We start from the raw sequence: 25,368 nt of genomic DNA, 5'->3' as shown, positions 1-25,368 counted from the left end.
TATGTTCGCCGCACACAATCGGAGGGCTTTCCATGGATGAATCCCCTACAGTGGCCGCCTCGGGCCGCACACTGTCAGTCGCTGACCGCCGGCTCCGGCGCGTCCGTGAGCGGCACCGACCGGGCGACCGGCGCGGCCGCCGGGACGAGCTGGCTCATCGCCCAGCCGATCAGCCCCGCGACGACGACGCAGCCCGCCCAGACGTGCACGCTCCACGCCACCCCCTCCGTCACGGCGAGGCCGCCGAAGTAGGCCGCCCAGACCATGACAGGGAACGCGACCGCGAACAGCCGGCGCGGGCCGGCCGCGAGCACCACGTCGGCGAGCACGGCCGCCGTGAGCGCCGCGACATCGGTGACCAGCGGGTCGGCCTGCCCGGAGAATCCGACGACGAACAGGGTCGGCACCCCGGTCACGATCGTGACCAGGCCGGGCGGCGGCCGCAGGTCCCGCAGGAACAGCAGCACCACGCCGACCATGGTGACGGTCGCGACCAGCACGCCGAGGACCCCTAGCTGCACGGCGCGGTCGACCCCGCGCACCGTGCCCGCCGCCCAGTGCGCGGTGTAGGGCAGGTCGAACTGGAGGAAGAACCACAGCATCGCCAGCACCAGACCCGCCGACAGCGCCGCCGGGTGGTCGCCGCGGCCGTCGCCGCGCAGCCGGGCCGCGCGCCACGGGCCGGCCGCCACCAGGGTCGCCCCGACCATCAGGCCGAGGTGGGTGGGGCTGAGCAGTGCCTCGGTGTTGCGCTCGATCCCGAAGAAGGTGTGCCAGGCCATGTCGCCCTGCCCGGCCAGGAGGAACACCAGGCAGCCGACGGCGGTGAGCCCGTAGCCGGGCGGGAACGCCGCGCGCAGCGGGCCGCCGGCCGTCCGGCCGCGCAGGAACAGCACTCCGACGAAGAGGATGTTGACGAACATGCCGGAGTAGAGGATCGCGTGCCAGGGCGTGAAGAACGACTCCAGCTCGGGGATGTGCCAGTGCGCCCAGGCGTCGATGCAGGCGCCGCCGACGAGCCACGCGGCCAGCGCCGCGCCGGCCCAGTCGAGGAGAGGGGAACGGGAGGGAGTTTCCATCGACACTCCTTTTTGGTACCAGGCTAGCGCCCGTCCACGGCGTCCCTGGCCGCCAGCGCCGCGGCGATCCTCGGCAGCTCGCCGGCCTGGCTGGCGTCGAGCCCGGTGAGCGCGGCGACCTTGCGCAGGCGGTAGTCCACCGTGTTGGGGTGCACGTGCAGGTGTCGGGCGGCGCGCTGGCGGCTCAGGCCGCTGGCCACATAGGCGCGCAGGGTCGCCAGCAGTTCGGCGTCGAGCGGGCCGAGGAGCCCCGCGAGCTGGTCGCGGGCGGCCGACGGCCGGGTGAGCTGGTACTCCACCAGCAGGTCCGCGAGCCGGAACAGCCCGGACCGGCGGCCGAACGTCCGGGCCACGCCCAGGATCTCCCTGGCCAGGACGGCGGCCTCGGCCACCGCGCGCGGGGCGGCGACGGCGGCGCCCGCCAGCACCTCCGTACCGGCGGCCCGGCCGAGGCGGGCGGCGATCTCCGCGAACCGGCGCCAGTCCGCGTCGGTCAGGGCCTCCGGCGCGGTCGGGCACGGGACCAGCGCGACGCCGCCGTCGGCGGTGAGCATCGACAGCACGGGCTCGGCGGCCTGGTGTTCGAGTTCCACCCGGACCCGCCGGACCTTCCGCCGCGCCGCGACCGCCGCGCCCGGAGCCTCGTCCGGGTGGGTGGCCAGGTGCAGGCTCAGGACCAGGTAGCACGGCGGGAGCCGGACCCCGGCCCGGGCGGCGGCCGGCTCGACCAGCAGCCCGTCGAGGAGCGCGGCGAGCAGCGCCTGGCGGGCGGAGTGGTCGTCGGCCTGGCGCTCCTCGACGTAGCCGGCGGCGACGGCGGACGTGACGCGTTGCAGGAAGTCCAGGATCAGCCGCTGGGTGGCGAGCAGGTCTCCGACGTCGCCGGGGCCCGCGTCGCCGGCCACGTGGCCGAGGCAGACCCTGGCCCCGAGGTGGTAGGCCGTGAGCACCGCGTCGATCGGCACCCCCTCCTCCGCGCGCCGGGCCGCCGACTCGCGGATCCCGGCCAGGGTCTCCGCGCCGGGCACCCCGCGGCTGCGCAGCACCTCGCCGAAGGTGCGCAGGGTGCGCTCCACGATCCGGGGGATGTCGCCGGCGAGTTCCTCGCTGGGCATCAGGCCGTAGACGGGGACGACGTCGACCAGCTCGGTGACGACGGCGCGGGTCATCGCCGGCACCGCGGCCAGGAACCGTTCGACGAGCGGCCGGCCCGCGATCACCAACGGTGCCGCGTTGTGCTCGGTCACAACAACCCCCGCTCAGGTCTGGTGAGACTCCCAGCCTCCGGTCGCGGGCGAGAACCCATCCTGGGAGGCACAACGTTACCCACCAGTAAACATCTGAATTCCCGGAGGTAACAGTGCCCCTCACCCGCCTTCGTACCGTCGTCGCCGCCGCCCTCCTCGCCACCGGCCTGCTGTTCGGCACCACGGCACCGGCCACGGCGTCGGTCGCCGACAGCGCCGACAGCCAGATCGCCGACCCACCCGGGGCCAACGACTGGTCGTGCCGGCCCAGTGCCGCGCACCCCAACCCGGTCGTGCTCGTGCACGGCACGTTCGCCAACCAGTACGAGAACTGGCTGGTGCTGTCCCCGCTGCTCAAGAGCAAGGGGTACTGCGTCTACGCCCTCACCTACGGCCTGACCGGTGACAGCTGGACCTCGACCGGGAGCGGCATCGTGCTCCCGATCGGCGGGCTGCGGCCGGTGGCCGAGTCGGCGGCGCAGCTCGCGACGTTCGTCGACCGGGTGCGCGCGAGCACCGGCGCGGCCAAGGTGGACATCGTCGGGCACTCCCAGGGCGGCATGATGCCGCGGTACTACCTGAAGTTCCTGGGCGGGGCCGCCAAGGTCGACAAGCTCGTCGGCCTCGCGCCCAGCAACCACGGCACCACCCTGTCGGGCATCGCGAATCTCGCCGACCACTTCCCCGGCATCGCCCAGCTCGTCTACACCGCGTGCCCGGCCTGCCAGGACCAGGTGGTCGGCTCGGCGACCCTGACGAAGCTCAACGCCGGCGGGGACACGGTGCCGGGCGTGCGCTACACGGTCATCTCCACCTGGTACGACCAGGTGGTCACGCCCTACCGGACGCAGTTCCTGTCCGGGCCGGACGTGGCCAACCGGGTCGTGCAGGACTCCTGCCCGGTGGCGATCCCCGAGCACGTGGCGATGGCGTTCAGCCCGACGGCCCTGCACCACGTGACCAACGCCCTGGACCCGGCGCACGCGACCCCGGTGTTCTGCGGCTGAGTCGACTGACCCCGGCGCGGTCGCCCGGACGGACCGGGCGACCGCGTCACACCAGGGTGGACAGGCGGTCCGCGGCCCGGGTCAGTTCCCGGCGCGTACCCAGCGGAATGATCGCGGCGCGGCCCGGGACCCGCAGACCGCCGGTGAGCGCGACCAGGGTCCCGCCGGCCGGGGTCGGGGTCGCGGCCATGCCGAGGATCAGGAACCGGCTCTGCAGCCAGCACCACCCGGGCCGCAGCACCCCGTGCAGCCGGGCCCGGAAGCCGAACCTGCTGCGCGCCAGGGCCGCGACCCGGTCCCCGTCCCGGCCGGTGACCGTGACCCGGGACATGTCGGTCTGGAACTCGCCGAACCCGCCCTCCAGGTCCGCCATCACCGCCCACACCCGCTCGAACGGCGCGTCGAGTTCGCGTTCCACGACCCGCGCCCCGGGCACCCCGGCCGCGAGGATCCGCAGCCGGCGCACCGGGTCGAGGTCGGCCGTCGGCCACAGCTCTGTCATGACGTCCACGCCTTCCGGAAGCTGGCCCTGGCCCGGTGCAGCCGGGACTTGACGGTGCCCTTCGACACGGCGAGCAGTTCCGCCGTGGCCTGTTCGTCCAGACCCTCCAGGTCGCGCAGGACGAGGATCGCGCGGTGTTCGGGGCTGAGTCCGGCGAGGACGGCCCGGATGTCGGCCGCCAGGTGCGCGGTGCCCCGGTCGGGCAGCTCGGACAGTTCGACCGGCACGGCCCGGGAGTCCTGCCGGGCGACCCGCACCGCCTCGCGGACGGCGATCACCCGCACCCAGCCGCGCAGGGCCTGCGGATCGCGGAGACCCTTGAGGGTACGGAACACCACGATCAGCGTCTCCTGCGCCGCGTCCGCCCCGCCGCCCAGCGCGATGCCCCCGCAGATCCGCGCCACGTACGGCGTCAGCTCGTCGAGCAGGTCGGCCATCGCGAGGGTGTCCCCGCCCTGCGCGGCCCGGACCAGCTCCGCGCCCCGGTCAGTGATCACGGAGGAAGTCTGCCATCAGCGCCGACACCCGTCCGGCGCAGTCGAGGGTGAGCGCGTGCCCGCAGGCGTCGAGGACGTGCACCTCGGCGTGCGGCAGCAGCGCGCCGAACCGGGCGGCCCGCCCGACGGGCAGCACGGTGTCGCGGTCCCCCCACAGGACGAGCGTGGGCGTGCTGGTGCCGGGCATGGCGTCCTGGGTGACCCGCCAGTCCAGGCCGCGTTCCAGCCGGTACGTCGCGGCGCGGTTGTCGGCGAACGTGTTCGGGGCCCACATCGCGTCGACCACCTCGTCGGTGGCCAGTTCCGGGTGGGCGAACAGCGCCCGGACCCCCGGGGCGGTGGTTTCCCGGTCGGCGGCGCCGGCGTTGGTCAGGAGTTCGCCGAGCACCGGGTACTTCATCAGCTCCCAGGTCCGCGGGTCCTTGTCCGCCAGCCCGGACGGCGCGAGCAGCACCAGGGACCCGACCCGGTCGGGGTGCAGCTGGGCGTAGCGCAGGGCCCAGCCGCCGCTCCAGGAATTGCCGACGAGCGCTACCCGGTCCAGGCCCACGGCGTCGAGGAAGGAGCCGACCGCGCGGGTCATGCCGTCGAGGTCCCAGGTCAGGCCCCGGTCGCGCAGTTCCGTGAAGCCCTGCCCGGGCAGGTCGACCACGTAGACGGTGTGCCCGGCGCGCAGGGCCTCGAGCTGCGGACGCCAGGCGTACGTCCAGGCCGCGCCCGGGGACAGCAGCACGACGGCCGGGCCGGAGCCCGCGCGCTCGTAGTGGAAGCGGGCGAGCGGGGTGTCCACGAACTGCGACCCGGCCGGGGCGCGGTATTCCCGGTGCTCGGCCGGGGCCCAGCCGTACGCGCCCCACAGCAGCGCCGCGACGAGCAGCAGCGGGACGGCGGGGACGGCGGCCGCCCAGCGGGGCACCCCGGCGACGGCGAACGCCGCGAGGCCGGCGGCCAGGCACAGTGGCGTGTAGAGGAACAGGTTGATCCCGTAGAACGGTGCCCCGACGCCCAATCCGAGGGACCACGCCAGGCCGAGCGCGCCCCGGACCAGCAGCCCGGTGGCGACCAGCAGGGTGCCCCACCGGGTGACCGGCCCGCCCCGGTCGCGGGACCGCGCGAACACGCAGCCGGCGGCGAGCGCCAGGACGGCGATCAACGGCAGCAGTGTCCGTGGCGTGAACGGCACGTCGACGGCGCCGAGGACGGCGTAGGACAGGGTGCGGGGGTCGGGGGCCGGCCAGGTGGCGCCGGTGGTCCAGTACACGTGGAAGAGGGCGTCGGTCGCCAGGACGGCGCCGACGGCGGTGCCGAGATGTCTGTGTGCCACGTCGCGCTCCCTTGTGATGAGTGTTCCCATCACCCCAGGAGGGGGCCGACCACCGAAAGGTTCCCCGTGACCCGGGCCACAACCGGCGGATCGAGACATCGTGATGTGTCAACTCTTCCCGAACCACGGGTGCAGGAGTTATCGTCACCCCACACAGTAACTATTAGGACTCCTTCCTAATAGCGCTCGGGGAGCGCCTGCGACGGCGCTCATCCCCTCACCCGAGGAGACAACTCCATGAGACGACGACACGCGATCACCCTGTCCCTCGCCGCCGCGCTGGTGGCCGCCACGCTGCTGCCCGGCGGCGTCGCGGAGGCGCACGGCACGATGTCCGACCCGGCCAGCCGGGTGTACACCTGCAAGAACGAGGGTCCCGAGAACCCGACCTCCGCGGCGTGCAAGGCCGCCGTCGCCGCCGGCGGCACCCAGGCGTTCTACGACTGGAACGAGGTGTCCCTGATCGATGCCGGCGGCCGGCACCGCGAGCTGATCCCGGACGGCAAACTGTGCAGCGCCGGTCGGGAGAAGTACCGCGGACTCGACCTGGCCCGCGACGACTGGCCGGCCAAGCAGATCTCGGCCGGCAACCTGACGGTCACCTACCACGCGACCGCACCGCATGCCGGCAGCAACTTCGAGTTCTACATCACCCGGGACGGCTGGAACCCGACCATGCCGCTGAAGTGGTCGGACCTGGTGCTGCTCAAGACGTTCACCAACGTCAACCCGACGACGTTCACGAGCTGGACCCTGCCGATCCCGCCGCGCACCGGGCGGGCGCTGATCTACTCGATCTGGCAGCGGGTCCAGTACAGCAACGAGGCGTTCTACACCTGCTCCGACGTGGACTTCGGCGGCGGTGGGCCCAGCCCGTCACCCTCGCCGTCGCCCACCGCCTCGCCGAAGCCCACGCCCACGCCCACGCCGTCGGCGTCGCCGAGCCCTTCGCCGACCGCGTCGCCGACCGCCCAGCCAGGTGGGACGTGGAAGGCCGGGACGGCGTACAAGACCGGCGACCGGGTCACCTACAACGGCGTGAGCTACACCTGCCGGCAGCCGCACACCGCGATCGTCGGCTGGGAACCGCCGAACGTGCCGGCCCTGTGGCTGGCCGTCTGATTCCGGGGGGTGCGGGGCGGCCCCGCACCCCCCGGGCACTTCTCGTCGCCCTCGCCGTGGGCCTCGCGGTGCTCACCGGCTGCCAGGGCGCGCCGGCCGCCGCGCCGGCCCCGACGGCCGCCGGCACGCACCGGGCGTCGGACGGCCCGTACAACGACACCGACGTGATGTTCCTGCAGATGATGCTGCCGCACCACCACCAGGGCATCGAGATCGCCGGCCTGGCCCGCGACCGGCCGGTGAGCCAGGACCTGAAGAACCTCGCCGCGGCGATCGTGGTCACCCAGGCCGCCGAGCGCGACACCATGACCGGCTGGCTGACCGCCTGGGGCCAGCCGCTGACCGGCGACCCGAACGGGCACGCCGCGCACGGCGGCATGCCCGGCACCACCGAGGGCGAGATCGCGGCGCTGGCGAAGAAGTCCGGGGCGGATTTCGAGCGCGGGCTGTTGAACATGCTGATCGCGCACCAGGACGACGCCATCCAGGTGGCGCGGATGGAGACCGGCGGCGGGTCCGACCGTCAGGCCAGGGAGCTGGCGGCCCGGATCGACCAGTCCCGCACGGCCCAGATCACCCAGATGCTGGCCCTGCTGGGGTGAGCTCCGGGGCGGGCGTGGGCGCGTCCGCCCCGGGTGTCCGGCCGGGTCGCCGCCGCGTGACCCGGTCGATCACGGCCCCGTTTCGGCCGTCTAGGGTGTGGGGCATGGCTGGTTCGGAGCTCTGGTTCAGGCGGTACCCCGCGACGGCCCCCCTCGGGCTGCGCCTCGTGTGCCTGCCGCACGCCGGCGGGACCGCGACGTTCTTCCACTCCTGGCCCGCCGGGCTGCCCGCCGACGTGGAGACCCTGGCGGTGCGCTACCCGGGCCGACAGGACCGGTTCACCGAGCCTCTCATCGACACCATGTCCGAGATGGCCGACCGGGTCACCGAGGCCCTGCTGCCGCTGGTTCTCGGCGGGGTGCCGGTGGCGCTGTTCGGGCACAGCATGGGCGCGTCGGTCGCGCACGAGGTGACGGTCCGGCTCGAACGCGACCACGGCGTCTCCCCCGTGCTGCTGGCTCTGTCCGGGCGGGAGGCCCCGGGCCACGTGCCGCCGACGTCGCTGCACACCCGCTCCGACGCCGAGCTGATCGCGCACGTGCGCGGGCAGGGCGAGATCGAGCCGGCCGTGTTCGAGATGCCCGAACTGCTGGAGCTGATCATGCCGGCGCTGCGGGCCGACTACCGGCTGATCGAGACGCACGTGCCGCCGACCGGGACGGTGTCCGCCCCGGTCGTCGCCTACACCGGGGACGCCGACCCGGGCTGTGCCGTGCCCGACGCCGCGGCCTGGGCGGCCGTGACGACGGGCGGGTTCCGGTTGAAGGTGCTGCCGGGGGACCACTTCTATCTGGTACCGGAGGAGAAGGCCCTGCTTGCCGACCTGTCCACCGCGTTGCGCTCGGCTCAGCCGGCCACGTAGCGCACGTCGACGTCGCCGGTGTTGGTCTGCGCGGAGATCGTCCGGGTCGCCCCGCCGTCCTGGGCGACGGTCACCGACTCCTGCCCGGAGTTGGTCTGTGCCTCCACCCGGTACGCGTCGGGCTTGGGCACCGTGACCCGCACGTCCCCCGAGTTGGCCTCGGCCCGCACCTTGCGCGGTGCCGTGGCGAACGCGAGCTCCACTCCCCCGGAGCTGGACTGCACGTCCACCTCGGCCGAGGACAGCTCGGAGGCCTTGACCTTGCCGGAGGTGGCCTCCAGCCGCAGCGCGCCGCCGGCCTTCGTCACCGTGATGTCGCCGGAGGTGCTGCCCAGCTTGAGCGCGCCGGTCAGGTTCCGGCTGACGACGGCCCCGGAGTTGGTGTGCGCCTCGATCTCCACCCCCGCCGGCACCGCGAGGGTGTAGTCCACGTCGCAGGTGGCGTGGCCCACGATGTTGATCTCGTCGGCGGTGCACTCGGTGCTGATCCGCAGGATGCCGCCGTCCCAGCGCTCGGTGACCTTCGGCTTCTCCGAGGACCAGCGGAAGTGCCGCTCCACGGCCACCTGGCCGGCCTCGCCCGCCACGAGGGTCACCGCGCCGCGGTCCACCTCCAGCTCGATCCGGGTCACCTGCTGGTTGTAGGTCTGCTTCTCGGTGGCCTCGCCGGGCTCGGACGCGCCGAGCAGGGTGGACCACAGGGTCACGCCGCCGATCACGAGGGCCGCGACGGTGAACACCGCGCCGCCGATCAGCCAACCGCTGCGACTGGTGGTGGACATGGTTCCTCTTTCTCAGGCTCGGAGATACTTCAGGACGGCCAGCACCCGACGGTGGTCCGTGTCGGCGGTGGCCAGGTCGAGCTTGGTGAAGATGCTGTTCACGTGCTTGGCGACCGCGCTGTCGCTGACCACCAGCGCCGCGGCGATCGCGGAGTTGGAGCGGCCCTCGGCCATCAGGGACAACACGTCGCGTTCGCGGGGGCTGAGCCGCTCCAGGGGGTCGCGGCGGTGCCGGACGAGGAGCTGGGACACCACCTCGGGGTCCAGCACGGTGCCGCCGCCGGCGACCCGGCGGACCGTCTCGGCGAACTCGAGCACGTCGGCGATCCGGTCCTTGAGCAGGTACCCGACGCCGCTGGTCTCTCCGGACAGCAGCTCGGTGGCGTAGCGCTCCTCCACGTACTGCGACAGGACCAGCACAGCGACCTTCGGCCACTGCCGGCGGATCACCAGCGCGGCCCGCAGCCCCTCGTCGGTGTGCGAGGGCGGCATCCGGACGTCCACCAGAGCCAGGTCCGGGGCGTGCTCGCCGATGGCGTCGAGCAGCGACTCGGCGTCCCCGACGGCCCGCACCACCTCGATGCCCATGCCCGACAGCAGCCGGACCAGCCCCTCGCGGAGCAGGACGGAATCCTCGGCGATCACGATGCGCATGGCAGCTCCACGACGATCAGGGTGGGCCCGCCGAGCGGGCTGTCGATCTTCAGCCTGCCATCCACCGATCCGACCCGCTGGGCCAGCCCACGCAGCCCGCTGCCTTTCTCCTGCCGGGCGCCGCCCACGCCGTCGTCTGCGATCACAAGCCACAGTCGGTCTCCGATCGTCTCGGCACTGACGTCGATCCGGGTCGCCTGCGCGTGCTTGGCCACGTTGGTGAGCGCCTCGGACACCACGAAGTACGCGACGGCCTCCACGACCCGCGAGGGCCGGGTGTCCAGCCCGACCTTGAGCCGCACCGGCACCGGGGACCGGGCGGCGATCCCGGACAGGGCCGCGTCCAGGCCCCGGTCGTCGAGGACCGCCGGATGCAGTCCCCGGATGAAGTCCCGCAGCTCCACGAGGGCCTGTTTGGCCTCCTCGTGGGCTGCGGCGATCGAGATCCGCGCGCTCTCCGGCACGTCAGCCCCCAGGGTCGCTCGGGTGATGCCCAGGTTCATGGCGAGGGACACGAGCCGCTGCTGCGTACCGTCGTGCAGGTCCCTCTCGATCCGCCTCCGTTCGGCGTCGGCGGCGTCGACCACGTCCGCCCGGCTCTCCGACAGCGCGGCGACCCGTTCGGCGAGCTGCTCGGCGTGACTGGGTTGCAGCAGGCCCTTCGCGATCGCAACGTCGACGATGACCAGGGCGCGGACGATCCACGGCGCGGCCAGCAGCGCGAGCAGGCCGACCACCGTCGCGCCGAGCAGGACCGCCGGGTCGTGCGGGTCGAGGCCTGCGATCGGCCGGGCCGGTAGCAGCCAACCGTGCAGCAGGGCCGTGGAGAACACGAATCCGACGGACCACACCCCGGCCACGATCCCCGCCATCAGGACACCGGGGACGGCGGCCAGGGTGTGGTACCCGAACTGGCGCCACGTGGACGGTCTGCGGACCGCCGCGAGCAGCCCCGGATCCTCTACCGGCACCTCGGCGAGGTCGACCCCGCAGAACGCCGAGAACCGGGAACGTTGCCAGCTCGTGAACACCCGGAGACTGGTGAGGAGCACTGTGCACAGGGCGATAGCCGGCACGACCGTGATCGCGAAGCCGGCGATCAGCGGGACCAGGGTCGCGATCACGACCGTGGTGGCCACGCCGACCGGCAGTCCGACCAGCAGGTGTGCCGTGCCCAGCCAGGTCCGGGCCGACCAGGTGGCCCTCATCAGTGCTCCGGGCGTCGTCATGTGACCACCGTAGAGAATCCATCGTGAACCGGGCATGGAGTCCACACCACACTTCGACCTGTACCTGGGTACACCCCGATTGGGGCGGTTTCACTACCGACTCCGGCACCGGAACCGCGAAGACTCGTCCCCATGGTTACCAAGGTCGGAAGTTTCTGCTACCGCAACTGGCGATGGGTGCTCCTCGGCTGGCTGGCGCTCCTGGTCGGCGGCGGCGCGGCCATCGGCCCGGTGTTCGACAGCATCGGGGACACGAAGCCGCCCCAGGGCCTGGAGTCGGTGACCGCCTCGCAGGTGGTCAAGGACGGCGGCGACCGGGGCATCCAGATCATCGGGCTCGTCGAGGGGGTCGACCCGACGTCCGCCCAGGTCACCGATGCCGTGAAGAGGGCCAGCGCTGACCTGCGGGTCACCACCGGGGTCCTGGAGGTCGGCCGGCCGATCGTCGCGAACGACAACCGGGGTCTGGCCGTCCCGATCACGCTCACCAAGATGCAGATGAAGGACCGGTCCGCCGCGACCAAGCTGGTCAAGGCCCGGCTGGCCCAGTTGCGGACGGAGATCCCCGGCTCGACCGTCGAGGCCGGCGGGGACCTGATCAGCGGCGAGGCCAACGCCGCCGTGCAGGAGGACCTGGGCCGCTCCGAGCTCATCTCGCTGCCGATCACGCTGATCGTGCTGGTATTCGTGTTCGGCGGGGTCCTCGCCGCGGGTCTGCCCATCCTGGCCTCCCTGGCCACGATCGCCGGGGCGTTCGCCATGCTGCTCGGTTTCTCGAAGGTCGTGGACCTCGACAACAACGTCGTCACCGTCGTGACCCTGCTCGGCCTCGCGCTGGCCATCGACTACGGCCTGCTGCTGGTGGCGCGGTTCCGCGAGGAGCTCTCCGCCGGCCATGCCCGGGACGTGGCCGTCGGCAGAGCCTGGGGCACGGCCGGGCGGACCATCCTGTTCAGCGCCCTCACCGTGGCCGGCGCGCTCACCGGCCTGCTCGTGTTCGACGTGCCCCGGCTCCAGGCGCTCGGCGCGGCCGGCATCTCCACCGCCCTGATGGGCATGGTCGCCGCGCTCACCCTGACCCCGGCGCTGCTCGGCGCGTTCGGCCGGTGGATCAGGCCGGGCAGGCGGCAGAAGGCCGCCGCGGCCAGTGCTGCCGGGCCGCTCGGATCCTCGGCGTCGGTCGCGGCCGAGGGCCACAACCGGACCGATGCCTCCGGTCCTCGCGGCGGCGAGGCCGGGTTCTTCGCCGGGCTCGCGCGGTTCACCCAGCGCCGGCCGCTGCTGATCGCCGCCGGTACCACGATCGCGTTGTTGGCTGTGGCGGCTCCCCTGCTGTCGCTGACCGTCAGGTTGCCCGGCCTGGAGGGCCTGCCCCGCACCCTGCCGTCGGTGCGGGTCGCCGACGCGATGAGCGCCCGGTACGGGCTCAGCGCCGCCCCGGCCGTCAAGGTCGTCGCCCGCACCGACCAGGCCACCCTCGACCTGTGGGCCGGCCAGTGGCAGCAGGACCGGCGGGTGGTCCGGGTCGAGCCGGCGAAGAGGATCGGCCCGAACCTGTCCAGCGTGGCCATCGCCGTGAAGGGTGACGCGCAGGGCCGCGACGCCCAGGACCTGGTGGTCCGGATCCGGGCCGCCCGGCCGGCGGGGGTGGAGTCCTGGGTCGGCGGGGACGCCGCGCTGCTCCTGGACCTGCTCGGCCGCCTGGAGGCCGGCCTGCCGTGGGCCGTCGGGGTGATGCTCGCGACGATGTGCGTCCTGCTGTTCCTGATGACCGGTTCGGTGGTCATCCCGGTGAAGGCGATCGTGATGAACGCGCTGTCGCTGGCCGCCACGTTCGGGGTGCTGCTCCTGGTGTTCCAGGACGGGCACCTGTCGGGGCCGCTGGACACACTGACCGTGGGCGGGCTGAGCCCGTTCGTGATCGCGATCGTCGCCGCGTTCGGCTTCGGGCTGTCGATGGACTACGAGCTGTTCCTGCTGGGGCGGATCAAGGAGTACCGCGACGCCGGGGAGGACAGCGACACCGCCGTCCGGCACGGCCTGCAGCGCAGCGGCGGGATCATCACCTCCGCGGCCCTGCTGATGCTGATCGTGTTCGGCTGCTTCGCCGCGGCCCAGGTCGGCGACATCGAACAGATCGGGCTCGGGCTGTTCGTGGCCGTGCTGATCGACGCGACCGTGGTGCGCTGCCTGCTGGTCCCGGCGATGATGACGCTGCTCGGCCGGGCCGCCTGGTGGGCCCCGGGTCCGCTGCGCCGGCTGCACGACCGGGTCGGGATCAGCGAGTCCGAGGAGCGGGTGCCCGTCGGAGTGTAGAGAAGATATAGCTCACAGCCACATGGTGTGCTCCACCTATCACAGGAGGAGCGCACCGTGTCTGTGTCCCCACCCGCCCGGCCCGTCGTCCTCGTCACCGGTGGCTCTCGCGGCATCGGTGCGGGCATCGTCACCCGCCTCGCCCAGGACGGCTACGACGTCAGCTTCTGCTTCCAGTCCAACCACGAGGCCGCCGAGAGGGTCGCCGACGCGGCCCGCGAGCACGGCGGCCGGGTGCTCGCCCACAAGGTCGACGTGTCCGACGGCGCGGAGGTCCGCGACTACCTGAAGGTCACCGAGGCCGAGCTGGGCCCGGTCACGAACGTGGTGACCGTGGCCGGCATCATCCGCGACAAGCCGCTGGCCCTGATGACCGACGACGACTGGCGCGACGTGATGCGGGTCAACCTGGACGGCACGTACAACGTGTGCCGGGCCGCGATCCGCCGGCTGATGAAGAACAAGGGCGGCTCGATCGTCACCATGTCCTCGGTGGCCGGCGTCGTCGGCACCCCGATGCAGACGAACTACGCCGCGTCCAAGGCCGGCATCCTCGGCTTCACCAAGGCCCTGGCGAAGGAGGTCGGCCGGTACAACATCCGGGTCAACGCCGTCGCCCCCGGCTTCATCGAGACCGACATGATCTCGGAGCTGAGCGAGGCGTTCACGAAGGACATGCTGGGCCGGGTCGCGCTGGGCCGGTTCGGCCGGGTGGAGGAGGTGGCCGACCTGGTGTCGTTCCTGCTGTCGGACCGCGCGTCGTACATGACGGGCCAGGTCCTGCAGGTGGACGGCGGCACGGCGATCTGATCCGCGCGGGTGGCGCTGGCCGGGGTGCGCACCCCGGCCAGCGCCATTTTCACGTCTAGTTGTCGGCCGGCGGGTCGACCGCGAGCACACCGATGGAGATCACGCCCTGGTACTTGCTCGCCACGTTGGCGAACCGGCCCGGCAGCCCGTCACACACCGGGTAGCTGGTCTTGAGGCCCTCGACGGTGAAGTTCACCGCGAGCGCGGTGCACTTGCCGTCGATCTTCGTGTCGGCGAGCCGGCCGTAGACGGCCGTCCCGGTGGAGTCGGTGCAGTTCCAACCGTCGAACTTGCCGGTCGCGGTCGCGACGTGCACCTCGGTGCACGAACCGCTGTAGGCGGCCTGAGCGGCGGTCGGCAGGAAGGCGCCCAGGGCTGCGGCGGCACCCGCCGCGGCCAGGCTGATCGCGAGAGTCTTCCTCATGGTGATGAGTACCCCTTCTTGATCTGTAAGGGCTGATTCGCCCGGGCACATCAAGGTCGAGGTTTCTATATTTTCGCTATTTTGCCTGCCCCCTATAGAGAAGATATAGCGCCCGAACGCACTCTCGGTCTCGACATTGGAGCCAGTAGGCCGCATCGAAGGACGTGGGAGCGCGCATGGAGAGCTATGGATCGGTGATCACCGGGCTGGCCGACTACCGGCCGACCAACCTGGTCACGAACGAGGAGCTGTCCAAGTCCACGACGGTCACCCCGGAGTGGATCGAGGACCGGACCGGCATCCGTAGCCGGCACCACGCGGGCCCCGAGGAGACCATCGTCGCGATGGCGGCGGAGGCCGGCAAGAAGGCCCTGACCATGGCCGGCCTGGACTACGCCGACGTGGACCTGGTCATCCTGGCCACCGCGAGCCGCGCGCAGCGCATGCCCGGCGCGGCGCCCCAGGTCGCCAGCACGATCGGTCTGCCGAACGCCGGCGCCTTCGATGTCAACGCGGTCTGCGCCGGCTTCACGTACTCCCTCGCGCTGGCCTCCAACGCGGTGCGGGTCGGCGACGCCAAGCACGCCCTCGTCGTCGGCGCCGAGCGCACCAGCGACTGGATCAACCCGGAGACGCCGGACACCTACGCGATCTTCGGCGACGGCGCCGGCGCGGCGGTCGTGTCCCGCTCCGAGAAGCACGGCATCTTCCCGGCCGTCTGGGGCAGTGACGGCAAGCGGGCCCCGGTCCTCGAGCTGACCGACTTCCCGGAGCTGGGCCGCGAGTACGTGACCATGGACGGCCCGCTCGTCTACAAGTGGGCCACCAGCAACATGCCGAAGGCCGCCAAGCGCGCCGCGGCCCGGGCCGGCGTCGAGCTGTCCGACGTGAAGTGGCTGGTCATGCACCAGGCCAACAAGCGGATCCTCGACACGGTCGCCCGCGCGCTGCGCTGGGACGACGAGTGCGTCGCCCGCGACGTCGTCGAGGCCGGCAACACCTCCGCCGCGTCCGTGCCGCTGGCCCTGACCCGGCTGCACGAGAGCGGCCGCACCACCCCCGGCGATCTGGTGCTGACCCTGGGCTTCGGCGCGGGTCTCACCTACGCCGGCCAGATCGTCACGATGCCGTAACCCATCACCTCTAGTACAAAGGAAATCACGATATGACGACCAGCACGCGCGACGAGATCTCCGACGAGATCGCCCGCATCATCAAGGAGCTCATGCCGGAGCTGGAGGGCGAGGAGATCACCCCGGAGTCCACGTTCGAGGACCTTGGCATGGACTCCCTCAACCGGGTCGACCTGCTGTCGGGCGCCGAGAGCGCGTTCGACATCGAGGTGCTCGACGAGCAGGTCGCCAACCTCGTCCGGGTCCGGGACCTGACCGACCTCGTCGCCGCCTCCCGGGGCGTGTAGTCGATGCCCGGGATCCAGCCGCTGTCATCAGGTCAGGAAGCCCTGTGGCTGCTGTACGGGCTCGCGCCCGACGGCGTGGCCTACAACGACGCGGGCGCGGCACTCATGAGCCCCGCCCCTGACCTGGCCGTTCTCCAGCGCGCGGTCCGCGCCCTGGCGGAGCGGCACGACCTGCTGTGTTCCCGGTTCATCGAGGTCGACGGCGAGCCCCGCAGGGAGATCGGCGGGCCCGACTCCCTGCGGCTCGAGGTCCACGACGTGCCCGACCTCGACGACGAGGCGCTCCTCGACCTGGTCAGGGCCACCATCAAGGTGCCCTACCGGTTGGAGGAGACCGGTCCGTTCCGGTTCGTCATGTGGCGGCGCGCCGACGACGCGATCCTGATGGTCGGCAGCCACCACATCGCCACGGACGCCCAGTCCAACTGGCTGCTGTGGCGGGACCTGCTGGAGTTCTACTGGGCCTTCTCGGCCGGCCGCGAGCCCGAGCTGGCCCCGCTGACCGTGACCTACGCCGACCATGTGGCGCACGAGCAGAACCTCCTGGACTCCCCCCGGCGCGCCGCCGGCGAGGCGTACTGGACCGCCGCGGTCGCGGACGCCACGGCCGGCGAGCTGCCCACCGACCGGCCCCGGCCGGCGAAGCGCTCCTACGTGGGCGACGCGCACACCCGCCGGATCCCCGACGCGCTGGTCCCGCGGATCAAGGCGGCGGCCTCGGCGGCGGGGGTCACCCCGTTCGCGTACCTGCTCGGCGTGTTCCAGTCCCTGGTCTTCCGCTACTCCGGCCAGACGGACTTCGTGATCGGCTGCCCCGCGAGCACCCGCCGCCGGGGCGGGATGCGCGAGGTGGTCGGCTACTTCGTCAACCCGCTGCTCCTGCGGTCCCGGTTCAGCTCCGACACCACGTTCGCCGACGCCATCGCGGCGGCCGGCACGACGGTGAGCGGGGGCATGGCGCACGCCAGCTACCCGACCTCCCTGCTCGGCGGCCAGCGGTTCAACATCTGCTTCACCATGGTCAGCGCGGGCAAGATGACCGGGTACCTGGACCGGATCGCCGCCGGCGAGACCGTGGAGCACGAGGGCTTCCGGCTGCGCACGCTGGACGTCCCGCACCTCGAGGGCCAGTTCGACCTGACGGTGGAGATCACCCAGAGCACCGACTCCCTGATCGCGGCCTTCCGCTACGACACAGACCTGTTCGACCGGGCCACGATCGAACGGTTCGTCGGACACTTCCTCCGGCTGACCGAGGTCGCCGTCTCGACCCCCGACGTGCGGGTCTCCCGCGCCTCGCTGGTGGACGACGCCGAGCGGCAGCGGCTGCTCGCGATGGCCACCGGTTCCGCATAACTGTCGATTTTTCGTTCTAAGGGGAGAGCTGTGGCGAAACAAGCGCTCAAAGGCGTACTCTCGACCATCGGGAACACGCCCCTCGTGGAGCTGGTGCACCTGTTCCCCGACTTTCCAGCGCGGGTCTTCGCGAAGCTCGAGCGGTTCAACCCGGGCGGCAGCATCAAGGACCGCTCCGCGCTGAGCATGCTCATGGAGCGGATCCACAGTGGCGAGCTGGTCCCGGGTCGCTCCGTGGTGATCGAGTCCAGCTCCGGCAACCTGGCGATCGGCATCGCCCAGATCTGCGGGTACTACGGCATCGACTTCGTCTGTGTCGTCGACGCCAAGACCACCGAGCAGAACGTGGCGATCCTCCGCGCGTTCGGCGCGTCGATCGAGTTGGTGACCGAGCGCGACGCCGAGACGGGCGAGTACCTGCCCGCCCGCCTGCGCCGGGTCGCCGAACTGGTGGCGTCGACCCCGAACGCGTACTGCCCGAACCAGTACGCCAACCCGCTCAACCCCCTCGCCCACGAGGGCACGATGCGCGAGATCGTCGAGGCGCTCGACGGTCCGGTGGACTACCTGTTCAGCGCGGCGAGCACGTTCGGCACGGCGCTGGGCGCGTCGCGGTTCGTCCGCCGCAGCGGCCTGTCGACCCGGATCGTCGCCGTGGACGCCGTCGGCAGCCTGCTGTTCGGCACCGTCCCCGGCCAGCGGTTGATCCCCGGGCACGGCGCGTCGATCCGCCCGGCCCTGCTCGACCCGAGCGCCGCCGACGACGTCGTGCACGTGACCGACCTGGAGTGCGTCGTGGCCTGCCGCACGCTGACCATCCGCGAGGCGATCCTCGGCGGCGGCTCCTCCGGCGCGACCGTGGCGGCCCTGGGCAAGATGCGCGACGCGATCCCTGAGGGTTCCAACGTCGTCATGATCTTCCCGGACGGCGGCGACCGCTACCTGGACACCATCTACTCGGACTCATGGGTGAACCGGCACTTCGGTGAGGTGTCGCACCTGTGGAAGGAAAACTCCTCAACGAAGGTGGCACCATGCTGATCATCGGGCACGAAGGCGTGCACGACATCCTGACCGGCCGGGAGACCGAGCTGATCGACCTCGTCGGCGCGGCGTACGCGCTGCACGACGAGGGCCAGTCCTCGCTTCCGCACTCCACCTTCCTGCGCTTCCCGGACAACACCCGGGACCGGATCATCTCGCTGATCGCCTACCTCGGCGGGCCGAAGCCGGTCGCGGGCATGAAGTGGATCTCCTCCTTCCCCGGCAACCTGGACCTCGGTTTGCCCCGGGCCAGCGCCGCGATGGTGCTGAACTCGCTGGAGACCGGCCGGCCCGAGGCGTTCATCGAGGGTTCGCTGATCTCGGCGAAGCGCACCGCCGCCAGCGCGGCGCTCGGCGCCGGCCTGCTGGTCGCCGACCAGGACGTGACCGCCGTGTCGCTGATCGCGTGCGGCCTGATCAACCGGGAGATCCTCCGGTTCCTCGGCGCGCGGTTCCCGAAGCTGAACGAGATCACCGTCTTCGACCTGGACCCGGCGCGGGCCGCGGCGTTCGCCGAGCGGGCCGGAGAGGTCGTGCCGGGCGTCACGGCGCGGGCGGTCACCGACCTCGCCCAGGCCGTGGCGGCCAGCCCCGTGGTGTCGATCGCGAGCACGGCGATCCAGCCGCACATGGACCTGTCCGCCGCGGCGCCCGGCACCGTCGTGCTGCACATCTCGCTGCGCGACATCGTCACGGAGTCCATCCTGGACAGCCACAACATCGTGGACGACGCCGACCACGCCTGCCGGGAGGGCACCTCGCTGTCCCTGGCGGAACTGGCCGTCGGGTCGCGCTCGTTCATCGACGCCTCGGTGGGCCAGCTCGTCCGCGGGGTCGTGGACTTCCGGCCTGACCCAAAGAAGACCATCGTGTACTCCCCGTTCGGACTCGGCGTCCTCGACATCGCCGTCGCCCAGTTCGTCCGGGACGCCGCGGAGAGCGCCGGCCTCGGCGTGACCGTCGACAACTTCCTCCCCACCAGCTGAAGGGTTCACCGCCATGTTTCTCGTCGTGCGCAACGCCGAAGAGCAATACTCGATCTGGGCCGCCGACCGGGAGCTGCCCCCGGGGTGGACGGCCGAGGGCACGAAGGGCTCCAAGGAGGAGTGCCTGACCCGGATCAGCGAGGTGTGGACCGACATGCGCCCGCTGAGCCTGCGGGAGCGGATGGCCGCCTGAGACGAGGCTCACACCAGTGGAGGCGGTGGTCACCGGGCCGGGTGACCACCGCCTTTTTTCGGGCGATTTTCGAACACCCAATCACAATATTCGTGTACGAATGGGACAGTTCCCTGCCCGATCGCGCAGAGTCACCATTCCAAGATCAGCTCATGGCGAACGGCGGCGTCAGTTTTTTGTCAGTGGCTGACTCTAGGGTCGTGACCAGGCAGAGAAAACCTGTGGCGTGATGATCACGAGCCGGCGAGACTGGCCGAAAAGTGACCGAACACCGCGTCGCACCGAGGTCCCTCGAGAGGCACACCGAACATGTCCGAGAAAACCGCCACTGTGGCCGCGACGCCCGGTGGCGTGCCCGCGGTCGATCCCAAGCGCTGGCTCGCGCTGGGGGTCATCGCGATCGCCCAGCTCATGGTCGTGCTCGACGCGACGATCGTCAACATCGCCATGCCGTCGGCGCAGCACGCGCTGCACATCAACGACGCCAACCGGCAGTGGATCCTCACCGCCTACACCCTGGCCTTCGGCGGCTTCCTCCTGCTCGGCGGCCGGATCGCCGACTACGTGGGCCGCAAGAAGATCCTGCTGATCGGCCTGATCGGCTTCGCCGTGGCCTCGGCCCTCGGCGGCGTGGCGCAGAACGCCGGCATGCTGTTCGCCGCCCGCGGCCTGCAGGGCCTGTTCGGCGCGCTCCTCGCCCCCGCGGCGCTCTCCCTGATCACGGTCACCTTCACCGACGTCAAGGACCGGGCCAAGGCGTTCGGCGTCTTCGGCGCCATCTCCGGCGTCGGCGCGGCGATCGGCCTGATCATGGGCGGCCTGCTCACGGAGTACACGACGTGGCGCTGGTGCCTCCTCGTCAACATCCCGATCGCGCTGATCGCGTTCGCGCTGGCCCTCCCGATCGTCAAGGAGAGCCGCTCCGAGGGCAACACGAAGTACGACATCCCAGGCGCGGTGCTGTCCACGGCCGGCCTCGTCGCCCTGGTCTACGGCTTCACCAAGGCCGCGGAGAACGGCTGGTCGGCGATCTCCACCCTCGCGTGGTTCGTCGTCGCCGCCATCCTGCTGATCGGCTTCGTCGTGGTCGAGGTGCTCACCAAGCACCCGCTGCTCCCGATGCGCGTGGTGCTGCACCGCAACCGGGGCGGCTCGACCCTGGTCTCGATCACCCTGGGCGCGGGTATGATGGGCATGTTCCTGTTCATGACGTACTACTTCCAGGGCACGCTGCACTACTCCCCGCTGCGCAGCGGGGTCTCCTACCTGCCGTTCTCCGGCGCCCTGATCGTGACGGCGATCGTGGCCAGCGGCCTGCTGCCGAAGATCGGGGCCCGGGTCATGATGACGATCGGCGGCGTGCTCGCGGCCGGCGCGATGATCTGGCTGACCCAGCTGAAGATCGACTCGTCGTACCCGGCGTTCATCATGCCCGCCCTGATCATGATGGCGACGGGCATGGGCCTGGTGTTCGTGCCGCTGGGCAACACCGCCCTCAGCGGCGTCGACCCGCGCGACGCCGGTGTCGCCAGCGCCCTGCTCAACACCTCGCAGCAGATCGGCGGCTCGCTCGGCGTCGCGCTGCTCAACACGGTGTTCACCACGGCCGTGGCGAACTTCGTCACGGACCACGTCAAGGCCAACGGCCCGGCCACCATCGAGCAGGCCACGGCCCTCGGCGCCGTGCACGGCTACAACGTGGCGTTCACGGTCAGCGCGGTGCTGCTCGGCGCGTCGGCCCTGATCATCTTCCTGATGATCCGGAACACGCCGTCGAACACCACGGCCGGCGACCCCGCCGACGCGCCGGCGATGGCGCACATCGGCTAGCACGACCAGTCGTGTGAGCGGCCGGGTGGGACGTCGTCCCGCCCGGCCGTTCGTGTTCCACACGACTTCCGCCGGCCGGGCGGTGGCGGATCGCGGGCGGCCGGGTGGGCGGCGTTCGTCAGAGAAACCCATAGGAATGGGTGGTGGCTTCAGGCGAGCTGGTGGAAGGCCGCCGGGGGCGGACCTTCCTCGAGGCGGCGGGCGATCAGGTCGGCGGACTCCTGCGGGCTGAGCACCGACGTGTCGACCTCCAGGTCGTAGACGCCCGGGATGTGGACCGCCTCCTGCCAGAGGCGCACCGGATCCGCCACCGAACCGCCCTGCTGGTAGCCGACGCCACCCCACGTGTCCCGACGGCGTTGCCGGACCACCTCGAGCGGACACCGCACCCCCACGAAGAGCACGGGGAGTCCGTACAGCCTCCGGGCGCAGTCGCGCAGGATTCCACGGGGGACGGAGTAGGCGTCGTGGTGCAGGGTGTCGGCGACGACGTGGAGCCCCAGACGGCTGTGGGCCGCGATCGCCTCGTACATGCCGGCGTACAGGGTGGCGACGAGCGGTTCCAGGTCGGGCCGCTCCCCTCCCGGCCGGAGCCCCATCCCGGGCTGGAACCGCTCCGGGGTCATCCCCATGAACCGGTCGACCCCCAGGTTCATCCAGACGCCCGGGAAGCGGTCCTGGATCGCGGTGGCGATGCTGGACTTCCCCGAGCGCGAGGCTCCGTTGAGGATCACGATCTGACCCGGTCCGTCGAACGTCATCACGCGCTTCCCCCGTCACACCCCGCCGTGTCCGCCCATGATGCCAGACGCGCCGTCGGGCTCCGCCAGCTCCGGCACCGTGTGGTCCGCCCGCGCGAAGGGGCGTGGCCCGGTCTCTGGACCCGGCCACGCCCCGCGTTCGGCTTCCTCCGTCAGGCGGTGACCCTGGGGCGACCGAGCACCCCGTCGAGCTCCGTCAGTACCCCGGTCGCGCGGGTCGCCAGGCCCAGGCCCGTCCACAGCTCCGCGGCCGTGGTCAGCAGGTGCACCGCCCGGCCCGACTCGCCCTGGGCCGCGGCGATCCGGCCGAGCCCGGTGACCGCGCAGGCGTGCGCGTACCGGCGCTGGAGGCCCAGGCCGTTGAGCAGGGCCAGGGCGTCGCGGTACAGCGAGCGGGCCGCGTCGTGCCGGCCCTCGGCGAGCCGCAGGTGCCCCAGGTGGGTCAGCGTCGTCGCCCGGCCGGCCTGGTCCCCCGCGAGGGTGTACACCGCCAGGCACCGGGCCAGGCCGGACTCGGCGTCCGCGTACCGGCCGGCTTCCAGATCGAGGCGGGCCAGGCCGTCGAGCGCCCCGGCCGCACGGCGCGGCTCGGACATGGCCCCGGCCGTGTGGTGCGGGTCGGACAGCGCCCCGGCCGTGCGGCGCGGGTCGGACAGCGTCCGGGACAGCTCGACCGCCGCCTGGTACTCGACCCGGGCCTCGGCGTGCCGGCCCAGATCCTGGAGCACGTCGCCCAGTGCGGTGCGCGCCCCGGCGGTGCCGGCCCTGTCCCCGCCGGCGACGGCGATCTCCAGCGCGCGGCGGGCGCCGTCCTCGGCGGAGGCCGGGTGGCCGAGGTGGCGGTAGGCGTCCGCGCACCGGCGCAGCGCCTCGGACTCCCCCACCGGGTCGCCGAGCGCCGCGTGCAGAGCGGCGGCCCGGTCGGCGTACGTGAGGCTGGCGTTGGCGTCGCCCCGGTACCCGGCGAGGCGGGCCAGGCCGAGTTGCATCGCCGCCTCGCCCCGCGCGTCCCCGGAGGTCCGGGCGGCGGTGTGCGCCCGCTGGTACGTGCGCCGCCAGTCGTGCTGGTGGCCGCGCAGCTCGAAGTAGTCCTCGCAGGCCCCGGCCAGCTCCCACGCCGCGGCGGCCTGCCCGGAGGCCGCCGCCTGGGCGACGAGGGCCACCAGCGCGCCGTGCTCCGCCTCGAACCAGGCCACCGGGGTCTCGGCGAGGTCGTTGACCAGGCCGCCGGCCAGCCGCCAGCGGGGCGCGTCGCCCCGGGCCGGTCGGGTGCTGACGCCGTCGAGCCGCCGCGAGCACTCGGTGGCCAGGGACAGCCACGCGCCGAACGCGCGGTCCAGCGCCGCCCGGCTGGCCCGGGGCGGCTCCTCGTCCTCGGCGCGTTCGCGGGCGAACGGGCGGACCAGGTCGTGGAAGGCGTACCGCTGCCGGCCGCCGCAGTCGATCCGCAGCTCCAGCAGCCGGGCGTCCAGCAGCGCCTCCGCGAGGTCCTCCGCAGGCTCCTCCGGCACCTCCAGGACTGCCGCCAGGGCCCACGCCGGGAAGTCGGGCACGTCGAGCAGGGCCAGGCGACGCAGGCCGGTCCGGGCCAGCGCCGGCAGTGTCCGGTACGCGCGGTGCAGGCTCTCGCGCAGGTCCAGCGCCCCGAGCCGGAACTCGTCGAGCAGCTGGCCGCTGGTCTCCAGCCGGTCCAGCAGCCGCGACACCGGCCAGTGCGGCCGGGCGACGAGCCGGGTGCCTGCGACCCGCAGTGCCAGTGGCAGGCCGGCGCAGCGGGCCACGATCCGCTCGGCGGCGTCGCGTTCCGCGTCGTAGCGGGCCACGCCGATCACCGCCGCGAACAGCACGAGCGCGTCGTCGGTGCCGAAGGGTTCCAGCGCGACCGGGTGCGCGGCGGCCAGCGCCGGCAGGTGCGCCCGGCTGGTCACGATCACCCGGCACGTCGGGCCGCCGGGCAGCAGGGGCGCGACCTGGGCGTCGTCGCGGGCGTTGTCGAGGACGACGAGCACCCGACGGGTGGCCACCAGGGTCCGGTACATCTGGATCCGCTCGTCCAGGCCGGCCGGCAGCGCGTCGTCCTCCACTCCGAGTGCCCGCAGGAACCAGGCCAGGGCCTCGGCGGGTTCGACGTCGCCCGCGAGGTCCACGTACAGCTGGCCGTCAGGGAAGTCGGCGCGGGCCTGGTGCGCGGCGCGGACCGCCAGGACGGACTTGCCGACCCCGGGCATGCCGGTGACCAGGCAGGGCACCGCGGTGGCCCCGTCGTCGCCCAGCACGGCGGCCACCCGGGCGAGTTCGGCGGTACGCCCGGTGAAGTCGCCGAGGTCGGCCGGCAGCATCGCCGGGCGGGGCGCGGCGATCTCGATCCGGGTGGCGGGCGCGTCGAGGGTCGGGCAGGCGACCAGGATGTCGTGGTGCGCCTTGCTCAGGGTCGGGCCGGGGTCGACGCCCAGCTCGTCGACGAGCACCTTGCGGCCGTCGTGGTAGACGGCCAGGGCGTCGGCCTGCCGGTCGCACCGGTACAGCGCCGTCATCAGCTGGGCCCGCAGTCCCTCGCGCAGCGGATGCTCGGCGACCAGGCCGGTCAGCTCCGGCACCAGCGGCGCGTGCCGGCCGAGGGCGAGGTCCGCGTCGATCCGGCTCTCCAGGACGGCGATCCGGGCCTCCTCCAGCCGGAGCTGTTCCGCGCCGAGCAGGAACTCCGTCACGTTGGCCAGCGCCGGCCCCCGCCACAGCGCCAGTGCGGCCCGCAGTTGCTCCGCGGCGTCGGCGTGCCGGCCGTCGCGGAGCGCGGCCCGGCCGGTCTGGGCGAGGCGTTCGAAGTCCCCGTGGTCGTAGCGGGCGCCGTCGAGCCGGATCAGGTACCCGGGGCGCTGGCGGAGGATCTCCATCCCCGGGTCGGCACTCTTGCGCAGCCGGGACACGTAGGTACAGATCTGGGCGTTGAGGGTCGCCGGCGGGTTCTCGCCCCACAGCAGGGAGCTGAGCCGCTCGTCGGAGACGATCCGCCCGTCGGCCAGCAGCAGGGCCGCCAGCACCGTGCGTTGCTTCGACCCGTCCAGCGGGATCTCAGCGCCGTCCTTCCACACTTCCACCGGTCCGAGGACACGGAATTCCATGGATCCACCCGTCGACATATGAGAATTCGCGGAATAAGGAAGGAGAGTGGAGTCGACCGTGCTGCCGGCCCCACCTCCGGCGCGTTCACATCGAGATTCTCTTTGTTGTTTACCCGCGATTGCCGGTCGATTCACTGCCAGGTGAAGTCGTCCGTATTCTCGGTTCCGGACGTCGAGGCGCCCGCGACACTGTGGCCGGAT

Annotated in this window: 24 protein-coding genes; 13 read left to right on the top strand and 11 right to left on the bottom strand. The window is 72.2% G+C overall.

Annotated features, from left to right (window positions below; genetic code table 11):
• Positions 1-74: 74 nt before the first annotated feature.
• Together IW245_RS06440 and IW245_RS42085 are read right to left on the bottom strand one after the other, a co-directional pair.
• The gene (locus tag IW245_RS06440) at positions 75-1,079 is read right to left on the bottom strand and encodes a hypothetical protein (protein ID WP_197002278.1); all 1,005 of its coding nucleotides are present in this window, start codon (positions 1,077-1,079) and stop codon (positions 75-77) included.
• Positions 1,080-1,102: 23 nt separating this feature from the next.
• Positions 1,103-2,326, bottom strand: a complete 1,224-nt coding sequence (locus tag IW245_RS42085) for a helix-turn-helix domain-containing protein (protein ID WP_197002277.1) — start codon at positions 2,324-2,326, stop codon at positions 1,103-1,105.
• 113 nt (positions 2,327-2,439) lie between these two features.
• Here IW245_RS42085 and IW245_RS06430 point away from each other — a divergent pair, with 113 nt between their 5' ends.
• Positions 2,440-3,333, top strand: coding sequence for an esterase/lipase family protein (locus IW245_RS06430; RefSeq protein WP_197002276.1), 894 nt, complete (start codon positions 2,440-2,442; stop codon positions 3,331-3,333).
• 46 nt (positions 3,334-3,379) lie between these two features.
• Here the strand turns inward: IW245_RS06430 and IW245_RS06425 are convergent, their stop codons facing one another.
• The 3 genes from IW245_RS06425 to IW245_RS06415 are packed head-to-tail and all read right to left on the bottom strand — an operon-like array spanning position 3,380 to position 5,656.
• Positions 3,380-3,835 carry a hypothetical protein gene (locus IW245_RS06425; protein WP_197002275.1) on the bottom strand — a complete coding sequence of 152 codons (456 nt, stop codon included), beginning with the start codon at positions 3,833-3,835 and terminating at the stop codon, positions 3,380-3,382.
• On the bottom strand, positions 3,832-4,332 hold the full coding sequence (locus tag IW245_RS06420) for an RNA polymerase sigma factor (RefSeq protein ID WP_197002274.1): 501 nt from the start codon (positions 4,330-4,332) through the stop codon (positions 3,832-3,834). Before IW245_RS06420 ends, IW245_RS06425 begins: the two co-directional genes overlap by 4 nt.
• The gene (locus IW245_RS06415; RefSeq protein ID WP_197002273.1) at positions 4,322-5,656 is read right to left on the bottom strand and encodes an alpha/beta fold hydrolase; all 1,335 of its coding nucleotides are present in this window, start codon (positions 5,654-5,656) and stop codon (positions 4,322-4,324) included. The genes IW245_RS06420 and IW245_RS06415 overlap by 11 nt, the downstream gene beginning before the upstream one ends.
• Positions 5,657-5,893: 237 nt before the next feature.
• Here IW245_RS06415 and IW245_RS06410 point away from each other — a divergent pair, with 237 nt between their 5' ends.
• The 3 genes from IW245_RS06410 to IW245_RS06400 all read left to right on the top strand — a co-directional run bounded on the left by IW245_RS06410 (position 5,894) and on the right by IW245_RS06400 (position 8,243).
• Positions 5,894-6,778: a lytic polysaccharide monooxygenase gene (locus IW245_RS06410; protein ID WP_197002272.1), complete on the top strand. Its 885-nt coding sequence runs from the start codon at positions 5,894-5,896 to the stop codon at positions 6,776-6,778.
• The gene (locus tag IW245_RS06405; protein ID WP_233472599.1) at positions 6,763-7,380 is read left to right on the top strand and encodes a DUF305 domain-containing protein; all 618 of its coding nucleotides are present in this window, start codon (positions 6,763-6,765) and stop codon (positions 7,378-7,380) included. Before IW245_RS06410 ends, IW245_RS06405 begins: the two co-directional genes overlap by 16 nt.
• 104 nt (positions 7,381-7,484) lie before the next feature.
• Complete coding sequence (locus IW245_RS06400) at positions 7,485-8,243, top strand: thioesterase II family protein (RefSeq protein WP_197002271.1); 759 nt, start codon at positions 7,485-7,487, stop codon at positions 8,241-8,243.
• On the opposite strand, the gene IW245_RS06395 is transcribed toward IW245_RS06400, so the two are convergent.
• Genes IW245_RS06395 through IW245_RS06385 form a run of 3 tightly spaced genes read right to left on the bottom strand, consistent with a single transcriptional unit; the run spans position 8,228 to position 10,908 of the window.
• On the bottom strand, positions 8,228-9,025 hold the full coding sequence (locus IW245_RS06395) for a DUF4097 family beta strand repeat-containing protein (RefSeq protein WP_197002270.1): 798 nt from the start codon (positions 9,023-9,025) through the stop codon (positions 8,228-8,230). The genes IW245_RS06400 and IW245_RS06395 overlap by 16 nt on opposite strands.
• A 12-nt stretch (positions 9,026-9,037) precedes the next feature.
• The gene (locus tag IW245_RS06390; RefSeq protein WP_197002269.1) at positions 9,038-9,679 is read right to left on the bottom strand and encodes a response regulator transcription factor; all 642 of its coding nucleotides are present in this window, start codon (positions 9,677-9,679) and stop codon (positions 9,038-9,040) included.
• A complete protein-coding gene (locus IW245_RS06385; RefSeq protein WP_231398682.1) occupies positions 9,667-10,908 on the bottom strand; it encodes a sensor histidine kinase in 1,242 nt (413 codons plus the stop codon). Before IW245_RS06385 ends, IW245_RS06390 begins: the two co-directional genes overlap by 13 nt.
• A gap of 132 nt (positions 10,909-11,040) precedes the next feature.
• Between IW245_RS06385 and IW245_RS06380 the strand changes: the two genes are divergently transcribed.
• Both IW245_RS06380 and fabG read left to right on the top strand, forming a co-directional pair.
• The gene (locus tag IW245_RS06380; RefSeq protein ID WP_197002268.1) at positions 11,041-13,224 is read left to right on the top strand and encodes an MMPL family transporter; all 2,184 of its coding nucleotides are present in this window, start codon (positions 11,041-11,043) and stop codon (positions 13,222-13,224) included.
• 57 nt (positions 13,225-13,281) lie between these two features.
• A complete protein-coding gene (gene fabG / locus IW245_RS06375; protein WP_372445094.1) occupies positions 13,282-14,034 on the top strand; it encodes a 3-oxoacyl-ACP reductase FabG in 753 nt (250 codons plus the stop codon).
• 55 nt (positions 14,035-14,089) lie between these two features.
• On the opposite strand, the gene IW245_RS06370 is transcribed toward fabG, so the two are convergent.
• A complete protein-coding gene (locus tag IW245_RS06370; protein ID WP_197002267.1) occupies positions 14,090-14,458 on the bottom strand; it encodes a hypothetical protein in 369 nt (122 codons plus the stop codon).
• A gap of 176 nt (positions 14,459-14,634) precedes the next feature.
• On the opposite strand from IW245_RS06370, the gene IW245_RS06365 reads away from it, so the two are divergent.
• From IW245_RS06365 to IW245_RS06335, 7 genes are all read left to right on the top strand, one after another.
• The gene (locus IW245_RS06365; protein ID WP_197002266.1) at positions 14,635-15,591 is read left to right on the top strand and encodes a beta-ketoacyl-ACP synthase III; all 957 of its coding nucleotides are present in this window, start codon (positions 14,635-14,637) and stop codon (positions 15,589-15,591) included.
• A gap of 32 nt (positions 15,592-15,623) precedes the next feature.
• On the top strand, positions 15,624-15,878 hold the full coding sequence (locus IW245_RS06360) for an acyl carrier protein (protein ID WP_197002265.1): 255 nt from the start codon (positions 15,624-15,626) through the stop codon (positions 15,876-15,878).
• A 3-nt stretch (positions 15,879-15,881) separates the two neighbouring features.
• Entirely contained in the window at positions 15,882-17,234 is a 1,353-nt protein-coding gene (locus IW245_RS06355; RefSeq protein WP_197002264.1) for a condensation domain-containing protein, read from the top strand.
• A gap of 30 nt (positions 17,235-17,264) precedes the next feature.
• Positions 17,265-18,275: a 2,3-diaminopropionate biosynthesis protein SbnA gene (gene sbnA, locus IW245_RS06350; RefSeq protein WP_197002263.1), complete on the top strand. Its 1,011-nt coding sequence runs from the start codon at positions 17,265-17,267 to the stop codon at positions 18,273-18,275.
• Positions 18,269-19,264: a 2,3-diaminopropionate biosynthesis protein SbnB gene (gene sbnB, locus IW245_RS06345; protein ID WP_197002262.1), complete on the top strand. Its 996-nt coding sequence runs from the start codon at positions 18,269-18,271 to the stop codon at positions 19,262-19,264. The genes sbnA and sbnB overlap by 7 nt, the downstream gene beginning before the upstream one ends.
• Positions 19,265-19,277: 13 nt before the next feature.
• On the top strand, positions 19,278-19,457 hold the full coding sequence (locus IW245_RS06340) for an MbtH family protein (RefSeq protein WP_197002261.1): 180 nt from the start codon (positions 19,278-19,280) through the stop codon (positions 19,455-19,457).
• Between the two features lie 309 nt (positions 19,458-19,766).
• Entirely contained in the window at positions 19,767-21,287 is a 1,521-nt protein-coding gene (locus tag IW245_RS06335) for an MFS transporter (RefSeq protein WP_197002260.1), read from the top strand.
• 149 nt (positions 21,288-21,436) lie between these two features.
• Here the strand turns inward: IW245_RS06335 and IW245_RS06330 are convergent, their stop codons facing one another.
• Together IW245_RS06330 and IW245_RS06325 are read right to left on the bottom strand one after the other, a co-directional pair.
• The gene (locus IW245_RS06330) at positions 21,437-22,048 is read right to left on the bottom strand and encodes a chloramphenicol phosphotransferase CPT family protein (protein WP_197002259.1); all 612 of its coding nucleotides are present in this window, start codon (positions 22,046-22,048) and stop codon (positions 21,437-21,439) included.
• 152 nt (positions 22,049-22,200) lie between these two features.
• Entirely contained in the window at positions 22,201-25,167 is a 2,967-nt protein-coding gene (locus tag IW245_RS06325) for an AfsR/SARP family transcriptional regulator (RefSeq protein ID WP_197002258.1), read from the bottom strand.
• Between the last annotated feature and the right edge of the window lie 201 nt (positions 25,168-25,368).

The sequence above is a fragment of the Longispora fulva genome (assembly GCF_015751905.1).
GTDB lineage: Bacteria > Actinomycetota > Actinomycetes > Mycobacteriales > Micromonosporaceae > Longispora > Longispora fulva.
This window is presented reverse-complemented; position numbering and strand designations above follow the sequence as displayed.

Bases quoted from the DNA above. Each gene is read 5' to 3' on its own strand.
- IW245_RS06440 (WP_197002278.1), bottom strand. From the start codon at position 1,079: ATGGAAACTCCCTCCCGTTCCCCTCTCCTCGACTGGGCCGGCGCGGCG.
- IW245_RS06425 (WP_197002275.1), bottom strand. From the start codon at position 3,835: ATGACAGAGCTGTGGCCGACGGCCGACCTCGACCCGGTGCGCCGGCTG.
- IW245_RS06410 (WP_197002272.1), top strand. From the start codon at position 5,894: ATGAGACGACGACACGCGATCACCCTGTCCCTCGCCGCCGCGCTGGTG.
- IW245_RS06400 (WP_197002271.1), top strand. From the start codon at position 7,485: ATGGCTGGTTCGGAGCTCTGGTTCAGGCGGTACCCCGCGACGGCCCCC.
- IW245_RS06395 (WP_197002270.1), bottom strand. From the start codon at position 9,025: ATGTCCACCACCAGTCGCAGCGGTTGGCTGATCGGCGGCGCGGTGTTC.
- IW245_RS06390 (WP_197002269.1), bottom strand. From the start codon at position 9,679: ATGCGCATCGTGATCGCCGAGGATTCCGTCCTGCTCCGCGAGGGGCTG.
- IW245_RS06385 (WP_231398682.1), bottom strand. From the start codon at position 10,908: ATGACGACGCCCGGAGCACTGATGAGGGCCACCTGGTCGGCCCGGACC.
- IW245_RS06380 (WP_197002268.1), top strand. From the start codon at position 11,041: ATGGTTACCAAGGTCGGAAGTTTCTGCTACCGCAACTGGCGATGGGTG.
- IW245_RS06370 (WP_197002267.1), bottom strand. From the start codon at position 14,458: ATGAGGAAGACTCTCGCGATCAGCCTGGCCGCGGCGGGTGCCGCCGCA.
- IW245_RS06365 (WP_197002266.1), top strand. From the start codon at position 14,635: ATGGAGAGCTATGGATCGGTGATCACCGGGCTGGCCGACTACCGGCCG.
- IW245_RS06360 (WP_197002265.1), top strand. From the start codon at position 15,624: ATGACGACCAGCACGCGCGACGAGATCTCCGACGAGATCGCCCGCATC.
- IW245_RS06355 (WP_197002264.1), top strand. From the start codon at position 15,882: ATGCCCGGGATCCAGCCGCTGTCATCAGGTCAGGAAGCCCTGTGGCTG.
- sbnB (WP_197002262.1), top strand. From the start codon at position 18,269: ATGCTGATCATCGGGCACGAAGGCGTGCACGACATCCTGACCGGCCGG.
- IW245_RS06340 (WP_197002261.1), top strand. From the start codon at position 19,278: ATGTTTCTCGTCGTGCGCAACGCCGAAGAGCAATACTCGATCTGGGCC.
- IW245_RS06335 (WP_197002260.1), top strand. From the start codon at position 19,767: ATGTCCGAGAAAACCGCCACTGTGGCCGCGACGCCCGGTGGCGTGCCC.
- IW245_RS06330 (WP_197002259.1), bottom strand. From the start codon at position 22,048: ATGACGTTCGACGGACCGGGTCAGATCGTGATCCTCAACGGAGCCTCG.
- IW245_RS06325 (WP_197002258.1), bottom strand. From the start codon at position 25,167: ATGGAATTCCGTGTCCTCGGACCGGTGGAAGTGTGGAAGGACGGCGCT.